Raw genomic sequence first — 20,655 nt, 5'->3', positions numbered from 1 at the left:
CTTTAGCTTCGTTTTGTAAACGCTAGTTGAGCACATGCTGTGAGTGCGAGTAAAAGTGCAGCTACGCTAACAATCGTGGGGCCGGTGGCGCTGTTATAGAAAAATGACAGCGCTAAACCAAGAAATAAAGAAAGGCAGCCATAAATAACGCTAAGCAAGGCCATTGCTTCAGGTGAGCGGCTAATTAAGCGAGCTGATGCTGCAGGGATCACCATAAGAGCAGTGATTAATAACACTCCGACTATACGTACAGCAATGGCTATCACGATAGCGGTGATAAGCATTAACAAGGTATTAAGAAAGGCACTATTGTCACCTTCAACTTGGCTTAAGTCTCGGTTGATCACAAGCCCAAGCAGGGCCCTCCAGAAGTAGATTAACAGAGCTAAAGCCGCTAGAGATACAACGGCGGCAATACCCACCTCTTGCCAACTAACACTAAGAATATCGCCCACTAAGAAGTTCATAAGGTTGAGCCTTTGATCTGAAAATAGGCTCATTACCAGCAGGCCCACAGCCAAGCTTGCATGAGAAACAATGCTGAGTAGAGCATCACGTGGTAATAAACCACCTCGGCTGAAATAGACCATCACAACTGCAATGATGCTGGCAAATACGAGTATGGCTAAATTGAGGTTGATATCTAAAGCCAAACCTAGAGCAATGCCAATCAGCATGCTGTGAGCAATGGTGTCGCCAAAAAAGGCCATACGTCGCCATAGTACAAAACAGCCAAGCGGGGATAAGCTGGCTATCAGAACAAGGCCAGCTAGAAGAGGGGGCAGTATTAACTCAATCATGGTGGCAAGACTTATTGCAGCTTTCGACATCACCGTGAAGATTGTGGTGATGGTCATGGTGGTGGGTGTAAATCGCAATGCTCTGTGAGGCTTGGCGACCAAAAAGGTTTAGGTATTCTGGGTGTTGGCTTACGCTTTCGGGTTGGCCTTCACAGCAGATATGGCCGTTAAGACAAAGAACCCTATCTGTTTGAGCCATGACTAGGTGCAGGTCGTGGCTGACCATGGCAATGCCACAGTTGAACTCTTTGCGAATCGAACCTATTAACTCATAAAGCTCTATCTGACCTGTTAAATCAACCCCTTGAAGTGGCTCGTCGAGTAACAAAATATCGGGGCGGCGTGATAGCGCTCTTGCTAATAAAACCCGCTGGAACTCACCTCCGCTTAAATCGTGCATTTGCTTGGACCAAAGATGCTCGGCTTTTACAGTCGCTAAGGCCGTGCGGTAATTAGCCTTGCTTGCTCTGGCCAAGCTTAAGAAACGGCTTACTTTAATGGGCATAGAGCGATCCATATAAAGCTTCTGTGGCACGTAACCCAATACGGCTTTGTTTTGGATGTGCCGCTCACCACTACTGGCTTTATTGAGTCCGGCAATGAGTTTAATTAACGAGCTCTTTCCCGCGCCATTAGGGCCAATAATGCTGATAATTTCTCCGCGGTGTAGCTCAAGATTAATGCTGTGAAGAATCGTGCTACTACCGTAACGTAAACTTACGTTGCTCAAGCGAATCAGAGGGGCTTGTTTGTTCATTTAGAGCCTTTATTACGGCAGTTTTGGCATTGCCCAAGCACTTCTACCGCTTGGCCTTGTATGTGAAACTTCATTTCATTGGCACTGAGATTAATAGCTTGCTGAAAGACTTGGTTGGTCACTTCTCTGGCTTCACCACAGTTTTGGCAAATAAACAGCGCCTCAACTTGGTTTTTTAATAAATGGCGTTTGGCCATAAATGCATTCAAGCTATGTATGCGATGAATGAGCCCTTGTTGTAAAAGAAACTCTACACTGCGATAAACTGTAGGTGGTGCAACTTGTTCTCGGTCGCTTATTTTCTCAAGTTCAGCCATTATGTCGTAAGCCCCGATAGGCTTGCCATACAGCCAAATAATACTCAGTACTTGGCGGCGTAGCTCGGTTAGCTTAAACCCCGCTTTATTGCAGATGGTTTCGGCAGTATTTAACAAGCGTTCAAGTTGGGCTCGCTCTGGTGCTTTGGGGTTTGAGGGCAGTGTAGGAGAGGGCATGAAGGCCTCGACTCTATTAAACGTATGATATTATATAACGTATTTGCGGGCCCACTGCTCGAATCTTTTTGGATCGTCTACCTTAATGCGCTGTTTTGTTAAATCTTTGTTGCTTTGCACCATGTCTTTTTGTGCATCGGCTGACGTTGTCAATTCTATCCATCCCTTGGAGTTAATAACAAACGACCTCTTGCCTGAGGGGCTTGTAAGCACTTCCTTACTTGGGCCAACAGATTCTCCCCATTATTATGCTTTAAAGCCTCAGGACTTAGTCACTCTTAAACAAGCAAAGTTATTTATATGGATAGGGCCAGGGCTAGAAGCCTTATTGAGCAAGGCGGTTACTCAGCAAGTTGATAGATCTAATTTGCTTACTCTATCTGATGCCTTGGGAGCTGAACTTGAGCAGTCTACGCACGGTGATCATCATAAGCATGATCACGGGCCGGCAGGCCACCTTTGGTTGAGTTTTAGTTACGGGGCGGATATTGCTCGCTTAATCGCATTGCGCTTACAAGCGATTTACCCAGAGTACAGCAGGCAAATAGAAAAGCGTTTAGAGCAGCTTTTACTTAATTTAAATACAGAACGACAAGTTGCAATTCATGCTTACCAGCAAAGCCCATTAGAGTTTGTTGCCTTTCATGATGCTTGGGCTTATTACCTCGAAGAAACGGGGTTAAAACAACGTCTTGCAATTGCCGCTTTACCGGATCAGCAGCTCAGCTTACGTCGTTTGTATGAGTTAAAAAGCCAAATGGATGGGGTTAGTTGCATGGTTGCAGACATTAATGAGCAGAAAGCAGCGTTTAAGCTGGCCGAGCGCTTAGAGTTAGCTTTGGTTGAGCTTGATCTGATGGGGCAAAAGATGACAGAGGCCGCTAAGCTTGAAGAGTTTTTGTATGTTCGTTATTTTCAAGCCCTACGAGCGGGGTTCACGGATTGCTTAAACAGTAACACATAAAAAAACACCCCGACATTGCTGCCGAGGCGTAGAAGAAAATGGGTAAGCATCACTACCAGCTCTACTACCCAAGAGGGGTGTGGTTTAGCAGTACTACCCAGCCCTACTAAACCACAAAACGTGGAGACGTTTTCAAACTTGACCTCGGCCGAAGCCTGCTGCTTGTGCAGCGGAAAAATAGGCGGTCATATCTATTTTTCCTGATGTTTATAAAAGCGCTTTAAGGCGCTTATTTTTCTTACTGAGCTAAAGCAGACTCTACTTTTTCAGCAATAAGACTTTCTAGATCGACGGAGATTTTGTTGTTCATCTCGGCAACGCGATCGTTTAAATCAGCGGTTTGATGAGCGGTAGCCTGGAATTCCAGGGGCTCTACTGACCAGCTATTGCTGGCACCTTGGTCCGCCAATGCGAGATCAACTGAAGAAGTTGTTTCTACGCTTTTTGGATTTTGGGTACCAACCTCAGCCAGTGCACCTTGTGCGACAAATAAGACGCTTAGTACGGCTAAAAGTTTCATATCAATATCTCTTTGTGAGAGTGGTGGTTGGTTACCGATGACCTCGGATATGAGATCTCTCGTACAAGTTGTTACCTTGTGTTACCCATGGTAACGATGTTGTTGTGATTATGCAAGCCCAATTTCTTTATAATTTATAGTGTTTGTATTTTGATCGAGCTAAAAGCTACTGTTAATAGGCTTCTCAGAGGTGGTGTTGGTTTTTTGATCGGTTTTTTGTGATCGCCTTCTCATTTTGTTACCGTTTGTTACCCTTCTTGCTTTGGCGATTTTTTATACTGATGTGAGGTACTTGGCAATAAATATTGGGCCTTGTTGCCATAAAAGAATGGGCAATGGCTTTGTCAGACTCGGACTGAAGCACACTTTTGTATATGCTTGCGCCTCCTATCCATAACGCCTGGCTTTTTATGTCTACTGCTCCACTGATCCTTGTTGATGGCTCCTCTTATTTGTACCGCGCCTTTCACGCTATGTATAAAGCAGACCTACGTAATACCGAAGGTTTCCCTACGGGAGCTATTCGTGGTGTGGTGGCGATGCTTAAGCGATTAGAAAAGGACTACCCTAGTAGCCCTGTCGCTGTCATTTTTGATGCCAAGGGCAAGACTTTCCGTGATGAGATGTACAGCGAATATAAAGCTAATCGTCCACCCATGCCGGATGACCTGCGCCTTCAAGTTGAGCCTTTGCATAAGATTATTAAAGCGATGGGCCTGCCACTTATTATTGTTGATGGTGTAGAGGCCGATGATGTTATCGGCACTTATACTCGTGAAGCGACTGAGAAGGGTATCGATGTTGTTGTATCTACGGGCGATAAAGATATGGCGCAGCTGGTTAACGATAAAATCACGCTTGTAAACACGATGACAGAAACGGTAATGGATATTGCCGGGGTAGAAGAGAAGTTTGGTATAGGCCCCGAACTTATTATCGATTACTTGGCGCTGATGGGAGATAAAGTCGACAACATTCCCGGTGTTCCTGGGGTGGGTGAGAAAACCGCTTTAGCTTTATTACAGGGCTTAGGTGGTTTAGACAGTATATACAGCCGCATGGACGAGATTGCTGCTTTGGGCTTTCGCGGTAGTAAAACAATGGCTAAGAAGCTCGAAGACAATAAAGACAATGCTTATTTGTCTTATGAGCTCGCAACCATCAAGTGTGATCTGCAGTTGCAGCAATCGATAGAGGCCCTACAACCGCAAGGTGTCGATAAAGAAAGCTTGTTAACTCTCTTTACTGAATTTGAATTTAAAACTTGGGTTGAGGAGCTTGAAAGTGGAACTGAAGCTTCGGCCACCCCAGCGCAAGCAATAGACACCAACTATGAGTGTATTTTGGACTTAGAAAGCCTTGATAAGTGGTTGGTTAAATTAAAGAGTTCCGAGATTTTTGCGTTTGATACTGAAACCACCTCTCTTAATTATATGGAGGCAAGAGTAGTGGGCTTAAGTTTCGCTGTAGAAGAAGGCGAGGCCGCTTACGTGCCTTTTGCTCACTCGTATATGGGAGCTCCAGAACAGCTTAGTGAAGAGCAAGTACTGGGTGCTTTAAAACCATTGCTCGAAGATGAGTCTGTAGCGAAAGTAGGCCAAAACCTTAAATACGATCGCAATGTGCTGCTCAACCATGGGATTGAATTGCGTGGTATTAAGCATGACACCATGCTGCTAAGTTACGTTATCAATAGCACAGTTGGGCGTCACGACATGGACAGTTTGGCTGAGCGCCACCTTGGCTTAAGTACCATTCATTTTGAAGACGTTGCAGGTAAGGGCAGTAAACAGCTGACCTTTGATCAGATCCCTCTTGAGCAAGCTGCACCTTATGCGGCAGAAGACGCTGATATTACTTTGCGCCTATTCAATAAACTTATAGCCGATCTTGAAAGTGAGCCTTCACTCCATAAGCTATATAGCGACGTCGAATTACCTTTACTCAATGTTTTAAGTCGCACAGAGCGCAATGGGGCCTTGTTGGACAGTGGCCAACTTCGCTTGCAAAGCCAGCAGCATGCCGTACGTATGCAAGAGATCGAAGAAAAGGTCTATGAGCTCGCAGGGGAAGAGTTCAATCTAAGCTCACCCAAGCAGTTGGGGGCGATATTATTTGAAAAGCTAGGCCTGCCCGTTCTGAAGAAAACCAAAAAGGGAGCGCCTTCGACCGCAGAAGAAGTCTTACAAGAGTTGGCTCTGGACTACGAACTACCTGCTCAAATTATGGAGTACCGTGGTTTATCAAAATTAAAGAGCACCTATACCGATAAACTGCCTTTGTTGGTGGATGGTAACAGTCGCTTGCATACCTCGTATCATCAGGCTGTGACGACAACCGGCCGTCTTAGCTCGAGTGATCCTAATCTGCAAAACATTCCTATTCGAACTGAAGAGGGGCGCCGTATTCGCCAAGCTTTTGTAGCGCCAGAAGGTAGGAGCATCGTTGCTGCGGATTATAGCCAGATTGAACTGCGTATTATGGCTCACTTAAGTGGTGATCAAGGTTTGCGCTCTGCTTTTGCGCAGGGCTTGGATATACACCGTGCTACTGCGGCAGAGGTTTTTGATACAGCACTAGAAGATGTTAGTTCTGATCAGCGACGTAGCGCTAAGGCGATTAACTTTGGTTTGATTTACGGTATGAGCGCCTTTGGTTTGGCTAAGCAGTTACATATAGGTCGTATGGATGCCCAGCTTTACATCGACACCTATTTTGCTCGCTACCCAGGTGTTGCCCAATATATGGATGATATTAAGCGTATAGCTTCTGAAAAAGGTTATGTTGAAACCTTATTAGGTCGTCGTTTATATTTGCCTGAGATTAATGCAAGTAATGGTATGCGCCGCCAGGCTGCCGAGCGGTTGGCGATTAACGCACCGATGCAAGGCAGTGCTGCAGATATTATTAAAGTAGCGATGCTCAAGGTTGATCAATGGCTACAGCGTCGTGAGGTTGATGCAAGCCTTATCATGCAGGTTCATGATGAGCTTGTGCTTGAAGTTGCTAATAGTGATTTAGAGCTGGTACAAGCGGAACTTTGTAGCTTAATGAGTGATGCTGCAGAGCTTGCTGTACCTCTGCTCGTTGAAGCGGGTGTAGGTAAAAATTGGGATGAGGCTCATTAACCCTCCTTTAGGTAGGTGAAAACAAAACAGAAAGGTAGCTGGCTTTGTGGCTTTGATTAGCACTTAGTTGAACTTTTCTAAGTCTATTGCGTCTTAATTAACAAGACACAAGTTTCTCCAGCTTATTGTTTTGTTTCCCCCCAAAGTAAGCGTATTAGCCTGTGGCCAAAGCCACGGGCTTTTTTTATGTTTTGAGTTTATCTTGGTGTGAGGATAAAACTATGCCAGTTTTAGTCTTATTCCTGCCACTTACAATAGCTTTTGGATATACATCAAGTCGCGTTCTTGAGTGGCTTCGCTGGCGCCGAAAAAAAGACTTAAATCAAAAGCCACACCGCTCTTAGGGCTAGCATCATTCTTACAAAATATAAGATTGGAGAGAAATGATGCACGTACCTTATTACGGTGAAACAGCAGAAGTACCCGCTGCAGTAGTTGTGGCTGCCGTCGAGCAGATTAAAGAAGAGGCACAGCAGGAAAGCGAAGATAAACCTATTTCAGTATCTGAAGAAATACTCTATGCCGTGTAAGCGCTTATTCTTGCTCGAATAAGCCTTCTACCATCATCCAGCTGGAAATGCGTTGCTCCAGAACATCGCTGCCATCTCCCTTGAGTGATGAGAATACTTGAGCGCTAACGAGGTCATCGACATTGGCCTCCTTAAGCTTTTCCTTTACCTGAAGTAAGACGGCCTTTGCCGCACCTCGCTTCATCTTGTCGCACTTCGTTAAGAGTATGTGGCATGGTAATTCAGCATCAACAGCCCAGTTGAGCATCATTACGTCGGCGTCTTTAAGTGGTTGGCGAATATCCATCACCAAAACAACACCCTGCAAGCTTTGACGTTTTTGCAGGTACTCACTCATATTCTTTTCCCAGGCTTTTTTCATGGCCAAAGGAACCTTGGCAAAACCATAACCTGGGAGGTCGACGAGGCGAATATCTTCACGACCCATTAATCCAAAATGGTTGATTAACTGAGTTCGCCCAGGTGTTTTACTTGTTCGTGCAAGCTTGCCGTTACGCGTTAGGCGGTTTAAGGCGCTGCTTTTTCCGGCGTTGGAGCGCCCAGCAAAGGCAACTTCGACGCCTTTTTCTTCGGGACACTCGCGAATTGATGGTGCACTGGTTAAATATTGAGCAGTTTGGAAGTTAATCTTGGGCATGTGCAGTATGGGCTTAGCAGTAGCGTAATTGGCGGTATATAATGCGGGCCAAGCTATAAAAATGAAAGTCAGCTGAGCAAATACGGCTGAACTAAGAACAAACACATATATAAAGAGCGTCTACTGTCGATGAAAAACAAATTACTTGCTTCTATCGTAAGCGCCGGTCTGATGATGTCTGCAGCCTCGACTATGGCTGCTGGTGACGCGGCCAACGGTGAAAAACTGGCAGCAGCTTGCGCTGCTTGTCACGGTGCAGATGGTAATAGTCCATCTCCAATATTTCCTAAGATCGCAGGTTTGGGTGAGAAGTACTTAACCGATCAGTTAAAACAAATTCGTGATGGCAGCCGTGCTATTCCTGAAATGGCCGGCCAGTTAGATGGCAAGAGTGATCAAGACTTAGCAGACATGGCTGCATTCTTTAGCTCTAAGACCACTCAGTTGGCGGGTGCTAAAGAGGGTGAGTTGAAATTAAACTCAGGTGAAGTGGTATCTACTCTCAGCTATGGCGAAAAAGTATATCGCTCTGGCAACCTTGAGACTAAAGTGCCTGCATGTACAGGCTGCCACAGCCCTACAGGTCAGGGTAATGCGCCAGCTGGCTTCCCTCGTTTGAGTGGTCAATACGCTGAGTACATTGAGAAACAGCTCTTTGCTTTCCGTACTGGTGAGCGAGCTACAGATGGTGAAGCGAGAATTATGCGTTCGGTTGCGGAACATATGAGCGATGCTGAGATCAAAGCTGTCGCGGCTTATATTGCAGGCCTTAACTAAGCCTCAAAAACTGCTTCTGATGCCCGCTTAATGCGGGCATTGTTTTATTGATAGTCGCTAGTATTACTACTTACGAGTGTTAAATTGTTATCAAGTATTTGCTCAACAAAGGGCAAAACGTCTAGGAGAGATCATGCGTTATTGGATTTTTTTGTTTGGGATATTCTTCTCTTTGGTTGCTTGCGCTGAAGAGAGTACACCAAGCGCCGCCGCTGAAAAATTTGTCGAGAACAAGCACTATGCTCGTTTGTTGGCACCAGTGCCTACGATTGTTGCGGAGGATAAGGTTGAAATTACCGAAGTATTCCGTTTTGGTTGCCCTGCTTGCTCACGTTTCCATGTTGCCGCTAAAGAATGGAAGAAGACAAAGCCTGAGTTGATTGAATTTGTTATGAATCCCGTTGTTTGGAACAAAGACACTCAGGTGCGTGCGCAAGTCTATTTTACTGGTGTTAAGTTGGGCCTAGGTGAGGAAACGGCCGACGCTATTTTTAATGCAATGCATAATATGGCAACAAGCCCACAAGCCGCAAAATACGCTCTTCTTAAAGAAGATGACATCTTCACAATGTTTGAAGGTCTTGGTGTTGAGCGAGAAAAAGCTGAAAAAATGTACAACAACTGGACAGTTAAAAGCTTAGTCAACCAAGCCGATGGTCGAGCACGCGCTTTTGCTATTCAGGGAACACCTGAAATCTTTGTTGATGGTCGCTTCCGTGTCACAACGAAGATGGCCGGTAGCTACGCACAAATGCTTGAAGTTGCTACTTGGTTGGCAGAGAAGATAGCAGCTGAGCGCACAGAAAAGTAGGGATTTAGCCTGTATTATTGAAAGCCGCGCTTTGTCGCGGTTTTTTTATGCCTGTTATTTGACTACTACGGCAGAAACTTGATTTTGAGCTAGAACTAGAGAAGGGGCTCAATTTATTCAAGGTAGCTTATGGCCAGCGCTAATAACGTTAAAGACAGGTATAAAGAAAAGTACCTACATGCTCTTGGTGAGCAGGAGCGCTTAGAAAAACAGCTGAGTTTTCAAACTGAGCTATTAAAAAAGACACTATTAAAACTCGCCTCTGCGGCATCCGGCATGGACGCTCAGCTCGATAGCTCAGTATTGCGTTTACGTGAATTAATGCGCGGTGGGACCGGTTCACAAGCAGCTGAGCAGTTGGAAGTGGTGCAGCAGAGTGTCCATGCCTTTGAGCTGGCTCGTGCTCAAGAAACAACAAAAGCTGCTTCTGCCATGCAGCTACTACTAGCCCAATTTCAAAATCTTCAAGTACCCACTGACCTTAAAGCAAGTTTGAGTAGCTTTAGCAAGGCTCTAGAACAACGCCTCAGTAACTACCGTCAATATGCACCAGCTTTAGAAGAGCTTGCGAAATTACAGGCACTTGCCTTAGAAGCTGCAAGCAATGAGGAGCTTGGCCTGTGGCAGCGTATTAAAGGCGGTCGTAGTATTAATCTGCAGCCCTCTCAAGATAGTTCTAGTGATCAAGGCTCTAGCTCAAATAAAAGCCAAGATCATTCAGCTTTAGGACAGGAAGTCGAAGCCGGTTTGCAGCCAAAGCCTGATGGCAGCACTGCTGTTGAAAAAAATAGTGAGCCAGAACACTTAAACCGCACATTGGCTGCAGATGAAGACAGCTATGAAGAGGTCGCCACTAGAATTAATCATACCCTAGCGAATCTTGTTGATAATATTGAGCCCAATGCCAATATTCGCCATCGCATTGATATTGTACGCCACCGTATTAAAAGGGGGATGGATTGGTTTGTTTTGGCCGCGACACTAGAGGATATACGCGATATTTTGATGTTGCGTTATTTACAGGCCGATGATGAGTTTGGGCTTTATCTCAATCAGATTAAACAAGAACTAGGCGGCATAGGTGAGGTACTAGCCAGCGCCCTAGAAAGTGAGAAGTTGCGTCACGGCGAGCAAGCCGAATTTGCCGAACAAGTACAGTTAGGCGTTGATCGCATGAGAAACAGTGTTGCTTCTGATCAGGGCCTTGATCGCTTAAAGCATGAGGTGACAGAGCAGCTCGGGCTTATTCACACCGCTCTTAATCGCTGGCAAGCCCAGCCTCACAATCAGTTAGAGCAACAGCTACAGCAGCTTGCAGAGCAAGTGGAGCACTTTAAAAAGGAGAGTGAAGCGAGTAAAAAAGCTCTAGAGCAGCAGCGCCATAAAGCAACCCATGATACGTTGACCGGCCTTGCCAACCGTGAGGCTTATGCAGAACGGGCTTTTCAAGAGTGGCAGCGTTTTGGTCGTGATGGCCTACCACTAACAGTTGCGGTATGTGATATCGACCACTTCAAAAAAGTTAATGATAACTATGGCCACCAAGCCGGTGATAAGGTTCTTAAGCTCATCGCTTCTCTGATTAGCAAGCGCTTGAGGGCGACAGACTTTATTGCTCGTTATGGTGGTGAAGAGTTTGTTCTTCTTCTAACGAATACCGCATCTGAGCCAGCTTTTACTCTCTTGGACAAAATAAGAAAGCTTGTTGCGAGTACGGCATTAAAATTTAAAGGTGAGCCTATGCAAATTAGCATTAGTATAGGTATTGCGGAACTGTCTCGGGATGAGGCTATCGACAAGGCTTTTGAAAGGGCTGATGCAGCTCTCTATAAAGCCAAAAATGATGGTAGAAATCGCTGCGAAGTCGCCGAGCCTGATGCCAGCAAATCTGGAGGAGAATAATTGCATGTATATTCTGTTCAGAACATTAGAAATAAAAAAGGCGCTCTTAGGAGCGCCTTTTTTCTAAGCAGGTATTCGCTTAGAAACGCATCGCTGCACCAAGAACTAAATTGTACTCAGTAAGCTCCATTTCGTGATCAACACGATCAGCGCTTAGCTTAAGTTCAATATTTTCTTTAACAAACCAATCGGCAAATAGACCGTAACCAGTATGGTTCATCTCTTCTAAAGACTCGGTATTAGCTTGAAAACCAAAACCAAGGTTGTCATTTAGATAGTAAGTAATGTCACCTGCAGCTTTGTTACCGCTATATTGTTCCTGTTCTAAGAAGGCAAAATAGGCGTTATAACCAAACTTTCCGCTTAGGCCATGAACTTTAGCAGCAAAGGTTTGTTCATCATCATCTTTATTGCCCGTATAGCTAAAGACAATATCTAATGTATCAGTAATGTATTTACCAATGCCAATACCTACATTTGCAGAATCGTCGTAGTCGTAAGCAAGCTCAAGAATCCAATCATCATCATTCACAATACGACCAGACATACCATAGCTATCATCAAGATTAACATCGTCAGAATCAGCATCATTACGAGTGTAATAAGCAGTAAAATCAGTTGCTTTATCTAGGAATGCTGCTTCAGCTAGAGGTCCTTTAGAGGTGTCAACTTTACGAGTGTAGAACGTACCAACTAAAGTCGCGTGTTTAGACCTTAGTGTATCTGTAGCGCTAGTGTCACGTTCGTTTTGGCCGAGGTCTAAGCCTACTTGGCTTTGGTATTCGCCTGCAAAAACTGAGGTAGAAGCAGTTGCTGCAAGGATAGTTGCCCATGCTAGTTTCTTCATAAGAATGTCCTTCCAATTTAATATTTATTTTTGTTGCGCGATTCGAATTAGAACTCACTGTCCGTTGGCACAACCACAGCGGGGGGGTACAGCAACGAATTGGGCCAAATCTAACATCGTTTGAGACTAAATGAAACGCAGAGTTGTCAACAAATGAGCAAAGAAATCGCCTATTTGTGTGAAAATTATAGGAGAGGTAATAAACTGCCTGTTTTTTGAACAAGATGTAAGCAGTTCTCACTTTTGCTGTACATACGTTAGACGATTAGCGGATGCGTCCACCAATTGTGACACTGCCATAACCACCTGAACCACCATAATAAGGGCTGTTGTAGCCGTTATAGCTATTGAAGCCTTTAGACATGGTAATGCTGCCGTAAACCTGCGGTTGCGAGCAGCTCATTAACAATAAGCTGCTGGAAATAAGTAGGCCGAACTTGAGCTGCTTCTTTATCTTACGCATATTATTCTCCCTTCTCGGCTAAGTTAGCTTTAGGCCAGGTTTGCAGAGCAATGCCTGCACCTGATGGATCACGAATAAGAGCCACATGGCCTCCAATAGAGCGAGGCTGGGCATTAACAAGGATCTCACCACCAAGAGCTTCAACTTGCTTTAACAAGCCATGTAAGCTGTTTTCATCTTTGACTCTGATATAACTAACCCAAACAGGGTCTAAGCTGGGTAAGGGCACTTCCATTAAACCAAAGCGAGCATGGTCTTGGCTGCTAAAGCTAAAGTAGCTCTTCTCTTGTTCTATCGCTTCAACAGAGAAATCTGTAAGGTTTTGATAAAAGCTTTGCGCTGCAGTTAAGTCTTTAGTCCAAAGCTCATTCCATAAAAAGTCGCCAACGGCAGGGAAGGCGGTATCTCTTGGGTCGCCGTAGCGAGTTTGCAGTAGAGCACTAATCGCACCTTGTGAATCTTGGATGACAGCAAGATGCCCTCGCTCACCCAGATCGGCGACTTTTCCAAATAACTGACCACCGTTTTTTTGTACTGCTGCTACAGAGGCTTCAATGTCATCAACGGACATCAACGTGACCCATTGGCTTATATCAACCTTGGCCCTTAATGTTCGTTGGTCAATCATACCGCCGATTAAGCGGTCTTTATTGTAAATAAGCTTGTAGGGCATCTTGTGTGAGCCAATAGATATATCCACAGCTTCAAAGCGCCAACCTAGCAGGGTGCTATAGAAAGCTTGAGTTTCCTCGGGTTTATCGGTTAGCAAGTCGTGCCAAACGATTTTGCCCGGTGAGCGAGGTGTTTCAGTGGCATTGCTAATAGAGGGCATTTGGCCTTGATAGCTTTGACAAGCGGTAAGGACCAAGGCTAAAGCAAAGCTGCTAAGCAAGATAAACAAGCGCTGAAAAAAATATGACATGAGCATTCCTTTATAGACAGTCCCCATTAAATAGCAAATAGCTCAGTTGTGACAAGTAAGAATGGCGCTTTAATGATTAAGGCTGATTAGCTCGTGGTAGCATATAGTTATGTTGAACTGTTCAATTTATATTTATTATTTAGGTGTTACGGAAAGTGAGCCAGGTCTCGCCTTACTTGACTCTAAGCTTAAGCGTCGACAAGCAGAGGCTTGTCTTGATCATGCGGAGCGCAATCGGTATCAGCGCTTTCGCTCTAAAAAAAGTGCGGACACCTTTTTATTAGCCCGGTATTTATTAAAGACGGCTCTAGCTAAAAAATTAAGGTGTCAGGCCTGTGATGTTGATTTTTATATAGAAGATGGTGGCAAACCTCTGCTTAAAAATTCGGATGCTCTGCACTTCAGCTTAAGCCACTGTAATAAGGCGATTGTTTTTGCAATATCAGATAACAATATTGGTTTAGATGTTGAAGACAGGGATAGAAAAGGCAGCCCTTGGCGTAAGCCGCAGACTTTTTTTAGCGAGCAGGTCGCTAAAGACATAGTGAACAGCGACCCTGATGTGCAACAACAGCGGTTTTTTAGATATTGGACTGCCATGGAAGCATTGGTGAAATGGCAAGGTAGCGGCATATTTCAGCTGCGGCAGCAGTTCACTACGGCAGAGCCTCTGAGCCATGATGGAGTGTTTCAGTTCGAAGAGAAATCTCTTATCACTCAGTCTTTAAAAGATGCATTGCAGTTGTGTGTTGTTGGCCCGAGCCCTTTGCTACCCACTTTTTATGAATGGCGACAGCAGGGCTTTATCAAAGTCGATTCGCTTACTTAAGCTTGTAGTGTCCCAACTAAATTAAGGTTGGTTTAGGTAATTTGCTGAATAGGGCTCTACTTATATCAAAATACATCTCGATAACTGCACTGGCTTTTTGTGGGTCGGTAGCCCAAGCGTGGCGTAAATGCTTGCCCCCTTTGACTAGACTATCCTGCCTAAACATTAACAGGCCTCGGATTTGAATATAGTCACGCATTTCTGTCTCGCTGTTTACTATAAACGCTGTTTCAGCACTTAAACCATCACCACTAGCGCTAATACTTTCAATCAGGCCCTGCAATACTTTACGATGTTTGTTAGCCAATTCGTAGTTACCGAGCTCTTTATTACAAGACCACGCACCTAGGTGCGCCATTAAGCTGGTGTAGTTTTGGCCGAGAATGGCAGAAGAAAGCTCGAGGCATAGGGGGTAATTTGATTCCGCTTGGGCATCTAATAGAGCCAGCCCTGCTTCGTGCTCAGTGCTATCCCAAGGTTTATACAAAGCGGTTTCACTATAAGAAAGGCGCATTAAGCTGTAATCAACTTTATTAGAAGCCTCTTTACTTAGCTCGACCTGCTGCTCATAAGGGTTAAGGCTACTAGCTACTTGCGGGCTTTCCTGGTGCGGAGTTTGTGAACAGGCAGACAGCAAAAAGAGAGGCAGGGCAAAAAGGCAAGATTGAAAGAGCTTATTCATGAGAGAGGGTTGGCCTGTGTTAGCATACGGGCCCAAGTTAAGCCCAGAGTTAGTCTGCTATGTTAAATGCTGTTCGGCTGCAAAAAAAGCCTCAACACCTATTATTGGCTATGGTCTTTTTAATGGCTTTTGGTTTTTCAAGCTGGCAGGTGCTACTGAATAACTTTGTTATTGAGCGTGCCAATTTCAGTGGTGTCGAAATTGGCATTTTGCAAAGCCTTAGAGAAATCCCAGGCTTCTTAGCTTTCACCGCTATTTTTTTATTGTTGATCATTAAAGAGCAACGCTTTGCACTCTTAAGCCTTGTTGTCATGATGCTTGGTATCTTGTTGACGGGATTTTTTCCTAATGCCCTAGGTTTATACCTCACCACTGTCTTAATGAGCCTTGGCTTTCATTATTATGAGACCATCAACAAAAGTTTAACCTTACAGTGGCTGGATAAAAAAGATACAGCTGAATTTATGGGGCGGGCCCTCAGCATAAAAGCCTTGGGGGCTTTAGGTGCTTATGCACTTATTTGGCTTTTGATGGGGCAGTTAAGCATTGATTACGTCTGGGTTTATGCGGCTGTTGGTAGTGTGGGTTTGATTGCTAGCTTATGGCTTTGGGCTAGCTTTCCAATGTTTAAAGAAAAAACAACTCAGCATAAAAAAATTGTTCTTAAGAAACGCTACGGCCTGTATTACTTATTGGTTTTTCTAAGTGGTGCACGACGTCAGATATTTGTAGTCTTTGCTGGCTTTTTGATGGTAGAAAAGTTTGGCTATAGCGTGGCTGATATTAGTGCGCTGTTTATTGTTAACTACTTGTTTAACTTGTTTTTCGCTAGGCGCATAGGCCGTTTTATTGGTCGTCTAGGTGAGCGGCCTGTTTTACTAATTGAATACAGCGGTTTGATTGTGGTGTTCACTTGCTATGCCTTTGTGGAAAACTCCACGATAGCTGCAGTGCTTTATATTGTTGATCATATGTTCTTTGCCTTGGCCATCGCCTTGAGCACTTATTTTCAAAAGATTGCGGATCAAGAAGATATCGCTGCAACCTCGAGTGTTAGTTTTACCATAAACCATATTGCAGCCGTATTTATCCCGGCATTACTGGGGCTTCTATGGGTATATGATCATAGCCTCGTTTTTTTAGCAGGTGCGGTGATAGCTGTTTTGTCCTTAGTGGCTTCGTGCTTTATTCCTAAGAAGCCAGAACCCGGTAATGAATATATTTGCTTGGGTTCAGTAGAAAGATAATTGCTAGATTAGATAGGTTAAGCTAAGTGGCTAATAAATTAACGTTGAATATTGAAAAGAGCAGCGTCTAATACTATGAGTAATAAGCAAGGTTTAAGTGCGCAACGCCTTAGAGAGTTAAGTGATCTCTTTATCGTTGTCCTAGTCGTTTTTGTTGCGGGGGTCTTTCACCAAGAGCTTAACCCTTGGTTTAGCTGGGACAGACAAGCCATCGATGCCGGACAGTGGTGGCGTTTATTAAGCGCTAATTTAATGCACTTAAATGTTAATCACATGCTAATGAATTTAAGTGTGTATGTTCTTGCGGCCATCTTATTTCAAGCTTCAGCTGGCTGGAAACAATGGTATGCAAGCATAGTATTGATCGGCCTTGGTGTTGGCCTTGGTTTGTACTGGTTTGACCCTAATTTAGTTAACTATGTTGGTCTCAGCGGCTTGCTTTATGGTCTAATTGCTCAGCAATTACTGCTGCAATGCCGCCAACAGCCACTTATCTACTTATTAATTTATGCGGTATTAGTTTACAAAGTTGTATCTCAACAGGGAGATGATTTTGAGCCTAGTGAAATGAAAGAGTTTATAGGTGGTAATGTTGTTGCGTCGTCTCACCTAATTGGTTTGATATGCGGGAACTTTATTGCTGCTAGCATTTATTTATATCGTGCTCTTTTTACGATGTCTAAGATAAATAAGGAAGAAGAAAACAAGGAGTAAATGATGAAATTTTCAGGTTTATTAGAAAACTACCATGCAAGCTTGGCCGCGCTTTGGCTGATTCTACTTACTATGTTCATCCAAAGCTTGGTAGCCATGGTTGCTCATAGAAGGCAGGCGAGTTATATACCGGGTATTGTTGATCCTAATTTGAGCCACTCGAGTTTTGTTTTTCGATCCGATCGCTGTTTTCGCAATAGCTTAGAGAATAGCCTGATCATGATTGCCTGTATTGTCCTAGCTATGAACCTAGGTATGGCGGCTATCACATTAGCTTGGCTGGCTTGGATTTATGCTTTGGCTCGCATTGTTCACATGGTGCTGTATTACGCGATAGCAACAGAAAAGAACCCGAGCCCAAGATCCTACTTTTTTGGTATTGGCTTTATTTGTAACCTAGTGCTCTTAATATGGCTGGCGTTATTGCTATAACTTTCTGAATGTAAATCTTAGGGGGATATATGAGTACTTTGGTGATTACTGGCGCTAATCGCGGTATTGGCTTGGCGTTGGCGCAAACGTATAAGGCGCAAGATTGGCGTGTCATTGCTTTGGTAAGACGCACAAGCAGTGAACTAAGTCTATGTGCCGATCGAGTTATTGAAGATGTTGACCTTTCTGATTCCTACTCTATTAAACAGGTAGCGGATACCTTATCTGCGACAAAGATAGATTTATTAATAAATAATGCGGGTATTCTTTTTAGTGAGAACTTGGATCAGGTTTCAGAGTCAAGCATGGAACAGCAATTTCTAGTTAATGCTTTGGCTCCAATACGCTTGAGTTCTGCTCTTAGTCCCTGTTTGCAGGCGGGGTCTAAAATAGCAATGATCACCAGTCGTATGGGTTCGATTGAAGATAATGGCAGTGGTGCCTATTACGGTTATCGAATGAGCAAGGCCGCGCTCAATGCTGGAGCTAAATCTTTAGCGTTAGACTTGCGTCAGAAAGGTATTTCGGTTGCATTATTACATCCTGGTTTTGTGCAAACAGACATGGTGAATTTTGCTGGCGATATCGATACGCAAACCGCAGCACAACGCCTAAGTCAGCGTATAGACGAATTAAACATAGAAAACACAGGCGGCTTTTGGCACAGCAACGGCGAGCCTTTACCTTGGTAATCAATATGAATGTAGATGAACTAAATAAAGAACAACAAGAGAAAATTGAAGCAGCAGTATTTAGACGCTTGTTAAAACATTTAGATGAGCGTAAAGATGCTCAGAATATAGATCTGATGAATCTTGCCGGATTCTGCAGAAACTGCCTGAGTAAATGGTACGCAGCTGAAGCCAAAGAATTGGGCAGCGAGATAGAAAAAGAAAGCGCGCGTGAGCGTGTTTACGGCATGCCTTATAACGAGTGGAAGACCCTTTATCAAAAAGAAGCAAGTGCCGAACAGCTAGCGTCTTTTGAGCAGAATAAACCTAAAGATTAAGTTGTCGTTAGGTTTTTAAAAAGACCAAATTAAAGGCACTAAAGTAAGTGTAATTAGTGCTATTAGAATACTCAGTGGCGTACCAATTTTTACGTAATCGCTGTAGCGGTATTGGCCAGGGCCATAAACCATCAGGTTGGTTTGATAACCTAATGGGGTGATAAAGCTGGCCGATGCTGCGGTCATTAAGACAATGGCAAAGGGTAGGATGCTGACATCAAATTGCTGTGAAAAACTCTGGGCAATTGGAAACATAAGCACTGCAGCGGCATTGTTTGTCATTAACTCGGTGAACAGTACCGTCAAAAAATATAACATCACTAAGGCAAGCATGGGTGATGCTATTGCCTCATGCATAAGCGTTGCGGCAATCATGTCAGCGGCGCCGCTTTTATTCATTGCGGCACCGAGTGCAAAGCTAGCGGCAATCACCACTATCACTTGTAAATCAATTTGTCTTCGAGCTTTTGCTGCACCTACGCAGCGAAATAAGAGCATAGCTCCAGCTGCCAACAGCACGCTTTCCAATATGCTGGTAAAACCAAGGGTGGTAGATAAAATCATGCAGCTCAAAATGGCAAGAGCTCTAGGAACCTTAGTGAAGGTTGGCAAGCCGCTGTCGCTTAAGGGGCTAACTAATAGAAAATCCTTACGAAAGCGGTACTGATCAACAAATTCTGTACCGCATTCAAGTAATAAGGTATCACCAACTTTAAATTGCTGTTCGCCAAGGCTACCCGGTAATTGCTCACCATTGCGACTAATAGACAAAATAGCGGCGTTAAAGCGGCTTCGGAAACGACTTTCGCGAACACTTTTTCCAAGACCAGGGAATTCGGGGCCTAATACAACTTCAACTAAACAGCGCTGATCACTTTTAATATCGAGTTCACTAAAGTCATCGTGCGCAGGTCTAAGCCCGATAACTTTGCCGAGCTCCTGTGCGAGTTCAGGCCCGCCTAGAAAATGTAAAATATCGTTTTCTTCTAGGGTCCAACTTGGGTCGATAGCGGTGTGTAATTTCTTTGAGCGTTGTAGCTCAATTAAAAAGCCTGAGCGTAAATGTCTTAAACCCGCATCGCGTATACGCGCGCCAATTAAAGGGCCTTTTTCAACACGAAAAGCGACACAGTATTGGCGCACTTCTGAAATTTGCTCTGATGTGTTGTTGCGGTTGGGTAATAATTTCTGGCCAAAAAGATACATAAACACAATAAAACCAAGGCACAAGGGGATGCCCAACAAGGCAATATCAAAAAGCCCGAGTTCAATGTTGTTATGTTCCTGTAATAGGCCGTAAACAATAAGATTGGTACTGGTGCCGATAATGGTACAGGTACCGCCAATGATCGCCGCGTAACTCAGTGGAATTAAAAGTTTTGAGGGGGGGATTTTTAATTGTTCGGCCCAATTTTGAATGGCCGGCGTAAACATAGCGACTACAGCGGTGTTATTGGTGAACGCACTGAGTAAGGCGGTTGGCAGTATTAAACGTTGCTGGGCACTTCTTGAGCTTTTAGGCCGGCCGAGAACATAGTGGGCAAGCCACTGTACGGCTCCTGTTTCGATTAAGCCTGCGGCGACCACGTACAAAGTGGCAATGGTAATCACCCCAGGGTTGGCGAAACCAGTTAGGGCTTCTGCGGGGCTTAATACACCACTTAAAATTAAAATAGTAACCGCTGCCATGAGTACAAGGTCGGCGGCTACTTTATTACTGATTAAGGCCAGTAAAACAAATGTGAGTACGGCCAGCGTCAGTAAGGCATCCATTATCGAGTCTTAAACAACCATAATGCCGTCAGCTTCGATTAAAGAATCTTTTGGAAGCTGGTTGATGCCGATAGCTGCACGTGCAGGGTAAGGTTGCTCAAAATACTGCCCCATAACTTCGTTAACGATAGGGAAGTTACTAAGGTCAGTTAAATAAATATTTAATTTAACAATGTCTTGTAAAGAGCCGTTAGCAGCTTCGCAAACAGAAGCTAAGTTTTTAAATACTTGATGAGCTTGCGCGGCAAAGTCGCCTTCAACCAAGGTCATTGTTTCTGCAATAAGAGGAATCTGGCCGCTTAAATAAACGGTATCGCCCACTTTTACCGCTTGGCTGTAAGTGCCGATGGCTTCTGGGGCATTATCACTGTGAATGATGGCTTTATTGGGCATGGTCTTTCCTTATTAAAAGACAAA

The 20,655-nt window shown here is 44.3% G+C and carries 23 protein-coding genes; 12 read left to right on the top strand and 11 right to left on the bottom strand.

Annotation, left to right across the window (positions count from 1 at the left end):
- Positions 1-2 precede the first annotated feature (2 nt).
- Genes AB1S55_RS03970 through AB1S55_RS03960 form a run of 3 tightly spaced genes read right to left on the bottom strand, consistent with a single transcriptional unit; the run spans position 3 to position 2,051 of the window.
- Positions 3-800 (bottom strand): iron chelate uptake ABC transporter family permease subunit, encoded by a 798-nt coding sequence (locus AB1S55_RS03970; protein WP_370980494.1) that lies wholly within the window; start codon positions 798-800, stop codon positions 3-5.
- Positions 793-1,557 (bottom strand): zinc ABC transporter ATP-binding protein ZnuC, encoded by a 765-nt coding sequence (gene znuC, locus AB1S55_RS03965; RefSeq protein ID WP_370980493.1) that lies wholly within the window; start codon positions 1,555-1,557, stop codon positions 793-795. The genes AB1S55_RS03970 and znuC overlap by 8 nt, the downstream gene beginning before the upstream one ends.
- Positions 1,554-2,051 carry a Fur family transcriptional regulator gene (locus tag AB1S55_RS03960; RefSeq protein ID WP_370980492.1) on the bottom strand — a complete coding sequence of 166 codons (498 nt, stop codon included), beginning with the start codon at positions 2,049-2,051 and terminating at the stop codon, positions 1,554-1,556. Before AB1S55_RS03960 ends, znuC begins: the two co-directional genes overlap by 4 nt.
- 121 nt (positions 2,052-2,172) lie before the next feature.
- On the opposite strand from AB1S55_RS03960, the gene AB1S55_RS03955 reads away from it, so the two are divergent.
- A complete protein-coding gene (locus AB1S55_RS03955; protein WP_370980491.1) occupies positions 2,173-3,015 on the top strand; it encodes a metal ABC transporter solute-binding protein, Zn/Mn family in 843 nt (280 codons plus the stop codon).
- Between the two features lie 238 nt (positions 3,016-3,253).
- On the opposite strand, the gene AB1S55_RS03950 is transcribed toward AB1S55_RS03955, so the two are convergent.
- Positions 3,254-3,535: a hypothetical protein gene (locus AB1S55_RS03950; protein WP_370980490.1), complete on the bottom strand. Its 282-nt coding sequence runs from the start codon at positions 3,533-3,535 to the stop codon at positions 3,254-3,256.
- 410 nt (positions 3,536-3,945) lie between these two features.
- On the opposite strand from AB1S55_RS03950, the gene polA reads away from it, so the two are divergent.
- Complete coding sequence (polA, locus tag AB1S55_RS03945) at positions 3,946-6,663, top strand: DNA polymerase I (RefSeq protein ID WP_370980489.1); 2,718 nt, start codon at positions 3,946-3,948, stop codon at positions 6,661-6,663.
- 383 nt (positions 6,664-7,046) lie between these two features.
- A complete protein-coding gene (locus AB1S55_RS03940) occupies positions 7,047-7,193 on the top strand; it encodes a hypothetical protein (RefSeq protein WP_370980488.1) in 147 nt (48 codons plus the stop codon).
- Positions 7,194-7,197: 4 nt separating this feature from the next.
- On the opposite strand, the gene yihA is transcribed toward AB1S55_RS03940, so the two are convergent.
- Complete coding sequence (gene yihA, locus AB1S55_RS03935) at positions 7,198-7,830, bottom strand: ribosome biogenesis GTP-binding protein YihA/YsxC (protein ID WP_370980487.1); 633 nt, start codon at positions 7,828-7,830, stop codon at positions 7,198-7,200.
- 129 nt (positions 7,831-7,959) lie between these two features.
- On the opposite strand from yihA, the gene AB1S55_RS03930 reads away from it, so the two are divergent.
- The 3 genes from AB1S55_RS03930 (at position 7,960) to AB1S55_RS03920 (ending at position 11,320) form a co-directional block, all read left to right on the top strand.
- Positions 7,960-8,607, top strand: a complete 648-nt coding sequence (locus AB1S55_RS03930) for a cytochrome c (protein ID WP_370980486.1) — start codon at positions 7,960-7,962, stop codon at positions 8,605-8,607.
- Between the two features lie 133 nt (positions 8,608-8,740).
- The gene (locus AB1S55_RS03925; protein WP_370980485.1) at positions 8,741-9,418 is read left to right on the top strand and encodes a thiol:disulfide interchange protein DsbA/DsbL; all 678 of its coding nucleotides are present in this window, start codon (positions 8,741-8,743) and stop codon (positions 9,416-9,418) included.
- Positions 9,419-9,547: 129 nt separating this feature from the next.
- Positions 9,548-11,320, top strand: coding sequence for a GGDEF domain-containing protein (locus AB1S55_RS03920; RefSeq protein WP_370980484.1), 1,773 nt, complete (start codon positions 9,548-9,550; stop codon positions 11,318-11,320).
- A gap of 79 nt (positions 11,321-11,399) precedes the next feature.
- On the opposite strand, the gene AB1S55_RS03915 is transcribed toward AB1S55_RS03920, so the two are convergent.
- From AB1S55_RS03915 to AB1S55_RS03905, 3 genes are all read right to left on the bottom strand, one after another.
- Positions 11,400-12,167, bottom strand: coding sequence for a putative porin (locus AB1S55_RS03915; protein ID WP_370980483.1), 768 nt, complete (start codon positions 12,165-12,167; stop codon positions 11,400-11,402).
- 265 nt (positions 12,168-12,432) lie between these two features.
- Complete coding sequence (locus AB1S55_RS03910) at positions 12,433-12,630, bottom strand: hypothetical protein (protein WP_370980482.1); 198 nt, start codon at positions 12,628-12,630, stop codon at positions 12,433-12,435.
- 1 nt (position 12,631) lies between these two features.
- Positions 12,632-13,552, bottom strand: a complete 921-nt coding sequence (locus AB1S55_RS03905) for a VOC family protein (protein WP_370980481.1) — start codon at positions 13,550-13,552, stop codon at positions 12,632-12,634.
- A gap of 109 nt (positions 13,553-13,661) precedes the next feature.
- On the opposite strand from AB1S55_RS03905, the gene AB1S55_RS03900 reads away from it, so the two are divergent.
- The gene (locus AB1S55_RS03900) at positions 13,662-14,381 is read left to right on the top strand and encodes a 4'-phosphopantetheinyl transferase superfamily protein (protein ID WP_370980480.1); all 720 of its coding nucleotides are present in this window, start codon (positions 13,662-13,664) and stop codon (positions 14,379-14,381) included.
- 16 nt (positions 14,382-14,397) lie between these two features.
- On the opposite strand, the gene AB1S55_RS03895 is transcribed toward AB1S55_RS03900, so the two are convergent.
- Complete coding sequence (locus AB1S55_RS03895; RefSeq protein ID WP_370980479.1) at positions 14,398-15,063, bottom strand: DUF4919 domain-containing protein; 666 nt, start codon at positions 15,061-15,063, stop codon at positions 14,398-14,400.
- Positions 15,064-15,122: 59 nt separating this feature from the next.
- On the opposite strand from AB1S55_RS03895, the gene AB1S55_RS03890 reads away from it, so the two are divergent.
- From AB1S55_RS03890 to AB1S55_RS03870, 5 genes are all read left to right on the top strand, one after another.
- A complete protein-coding gene (locus tag AB1S55_RS03890) occupies positions 15,123-16,310 on the top strand; it encodes an MFS transporter (RefSeq protein ID WP_370980478.1) in 1,188 nt (395 codons plus the stop codon).
- 75 nt (positions 16,311-16,385) lie between these two features.
- Positions 16,386-17,024, top strand: a complete 639-nt coding sequence (gene rrtA / locus AB1S55_RS03885; RefSeq protein ID WP_370980477.1) for a rhombosortase — start codon at positions 16,386-16,388, stop codon at positions 17,022-17,024.
- Complete coding sequence (locus AB1S55_RS03880; protein ID WP_370980476.1) at positions 17,025-17,456, top strand: MAPEG family protein; 432 nt, start codon at positions 17,025-17,027, stop codon at positions 17,454-17,456.
- A gap of 29 nt (positions 17,457-17,485) precedes the next feature.
- Entirely contained in the window at positions 17,486-18,148 is a 663-nt protein-coding gene (locus AB1S55_RS03875; RefSeq protein WP_370980475.1) for an SDR family oxidoreductase, read from the top strand.
- A gap of 5 nt (positions 18,149-18,153) precedes the next feature.
- Positions 18,154-18,465, top strand: coding sequence for a DUF1244 domain-containing protein (locus AB1S55_RS03870; protein WP_370980474.1), 312 nt, complete (start codon positions 18,154-18,156; stop codon positions 18,463-18,465).
- 15 nt (positions 18,466-18,480) lie between these two features.
- Here AB1S55_RS03870 and AB1S55_RS03865 read toward each other — a convergent pair whose 3' ends face one another.
- Together AB1S55_RS03865 and AB1S55_RS03860 are read right to left on the bottom strand one after the other, a co-directional pair.
- Positions 18,481-20,238 carry an SLC13 family permease gene (locus tag AB1S55_RS03865; RefSeq protein WP_370980473.1) on the bottom strand — a complete coding sequence of 586 codons (1,758 nt, stop codon included), beginning with the start codon at positions 20,236-20,238 and terminating at the stop codon, positions 18,481-18,483.
- Between the two features lie 9 nt (positions 20,239-20,247).
- Entirely contained in the window at positions 20,248-20,631 is a 384-nt protein-coding gene (locus AB1S55_RS03860) for a RidA family protein (RefSeq protein WP_370980472.1), read from the bottom strand.
- Positions 20,632-20,655: the final 24 nt, after the last annotated feature.

Source organism: Agaribacterium sp. ZY112 (genome assembly GCF_041346925.1).
Classification (GTDB): Bacteria; Pseudomonadota; Gammaproteobacteria; order Pseudomonadales; family Cellvibrionaceae; genus Agaribacterium.
This window is presented reverse-complemented; position numbering and strand designations above follow the sequence as displayed.

Excerpts from the sequence above, each read along its gene's own strand:
- AB1S55_RS03970 (WP_370980494.1), bottom strand. The coding sequence starts at position 800 with ATGATTGAGTTAATACTGCCCCCTCTTCTAGCTGGCCTTGTTCTGATA.
- znuC (WP_370980493.1), bottom strand. The coding sequence starts at position 1,557 with ATGAACAAACAAGCCCCTCTGATTCGCTTGAGCAACGTAAGTTTACGT.
- AB1S55_RS03960 (WP_370980492.1), bottom strand. The coding sequence starts at position 2,051 with ATGCCCTCTCCTACACTGCCCTCAAACCCCAAAGCACCAGAGCGAGCC.
- AB1S55_RS03955 (WP_370980491.1), top strand. The coding sequence starts at position 2,173 with ATGTCTTTTTGTGCATCGGCTGACGTTGTCAATTCTATCCATCCCTTG.
- AB1S55_RS03950 (WP_370980490.1), bottom strand. The coding sequence starts at position 3,535 with ATGAAACTTTTAGCCGTACTAAGCGTCTTATTTGTCGCACAAGGTGCA.
- polA (WP_370980489.1), top strand. The coding sequence starts at position 3,946 with ATGTCTACTGCTCCACTGATCCTTGTTGATGGCTCCTCTTATTTGTAC.
- AB1S55_RS03940 (WP_370980488.1), top strand. The coding sequence starts at position 7,047 with ATGATGCACGTACCTTATTACGGTGAAACAGCAGAAGTACCCGCTGCA.
- yihA (WP_370980487.1), bottom strand. The coding sequence starts at position 7,830 with ATGCCCAAGATTAACTTCCAAACTGCTCAATATTTAACCAGTGCACCA.
- AB1S55_RS03930 (WP_370980486.1), top strand. The coding sequence starts at position 7,960 with ATGAAAAACAAATTACTTGCTTCTATCGTAAGCGCCGGTCTGATGATG.
- AB1S55_RS03925 (WP_370980485.1), top strand. The coding sequence starts at position 8,741 with ATGCGTTATTGGATTTTTTTGTTTGGGATATTCTTCTCTTTGGTTGCT.
- AB1S55_RS03920 (WP_370980484.1), top strand. The coding sequence starts at position 9,548 with ATGGCCAGCGCTAATAACGTTAAAGACAGGTATAAAGAAAAGTACCTA.
- AB1S55_RS03915 (WP_370980483.1), bottom strand. The coding sequence starts at position 12,167 with ATGAAGAAACTAGCATGGGCAACTATCCTTGCAGCAACTGCTTCTACC.
- AB1S55_RS03910 (WP_370980482.1), bottom strand. The coding sequence starts at position 12,630 with ATGCGTAAGATAAAGAAGCAGCTCAAGTTCGGCCTACTTATTTCCAGC.
- AB1S55_RS03905 (WP_370980481.1), bottom strand. The coding sequence starts at position 13,552 with ATGTCATATTTTTTTCAGCGCTTGTTTATCTTGCTTAGCAGCTTTGCT.
- AB1S55_RS03900 (WP_370980480.1), top strand. The coding sequence starts at position 13,662 with ATGTTGAACTGTTCAATTTATATTTATTATTTAGGTGTTACGGAAAGT.
- AB1S55_RS03895 (WP_370980479.1), bottom strand. The coding sequence starts at position 15,063 with ATGAATAAGCTCTTTCAATCTTGCCTTTTTGCCCTGCCTCTCTTTTTG.
- AB1S55_RS03890 (WP_370980478.1), top strand. The coding sequence starts at position 15,123 with ATGTTAAATGCTGTTCGGCTGCAAAAAAAGCCTCAACACCTATTATTG.
- rrtA (WP_370980477.1), top strand. The coding sequence starts at position 16,386 with ATGAGTAATAAGCAAGGTTTAAGTGCGCAACGCCTTAGAGAGTTAAGT.
- AB1S55_RS03880 (WP_370980476.1), top strand. The coding sequence starts at position 17,025 with ATGATGAAATTTTCAGGTTTATTAGAAAACTACCATGCAAGCTTGGCC.
- AB1S55_RS03875 (WP_370980475.1), top strand. The coding sequence starts at position 17,486 with ATGAGTACTTTGGTGATTACTGGCGCTAATCGCGGTATTGGCTTGGCG.
- AB1S55_RS03870 (WP_370980474.1), top strand. The coding sequence starts at position 18,154 with ATGAATGTAGATGAACTAAATAAAGAACAACAAGAGAAAATTGAAGCA.
- AB1S55_RS03865 (WP_370980473.1), bottom strand. The coding sequence starts at position 20,238 with ATGGATGCCTTACTGACGCTGGCCGTACTCACATTTGTTTTACTGGCC.
- AB1S55_RS03860 (WP_370980472.1), bottom strand. The coding sequence starts at position 20,631 with ATGCCCAATAAAGCCATCATTCACAGTGATAATGCCCCAGAAGCCATC.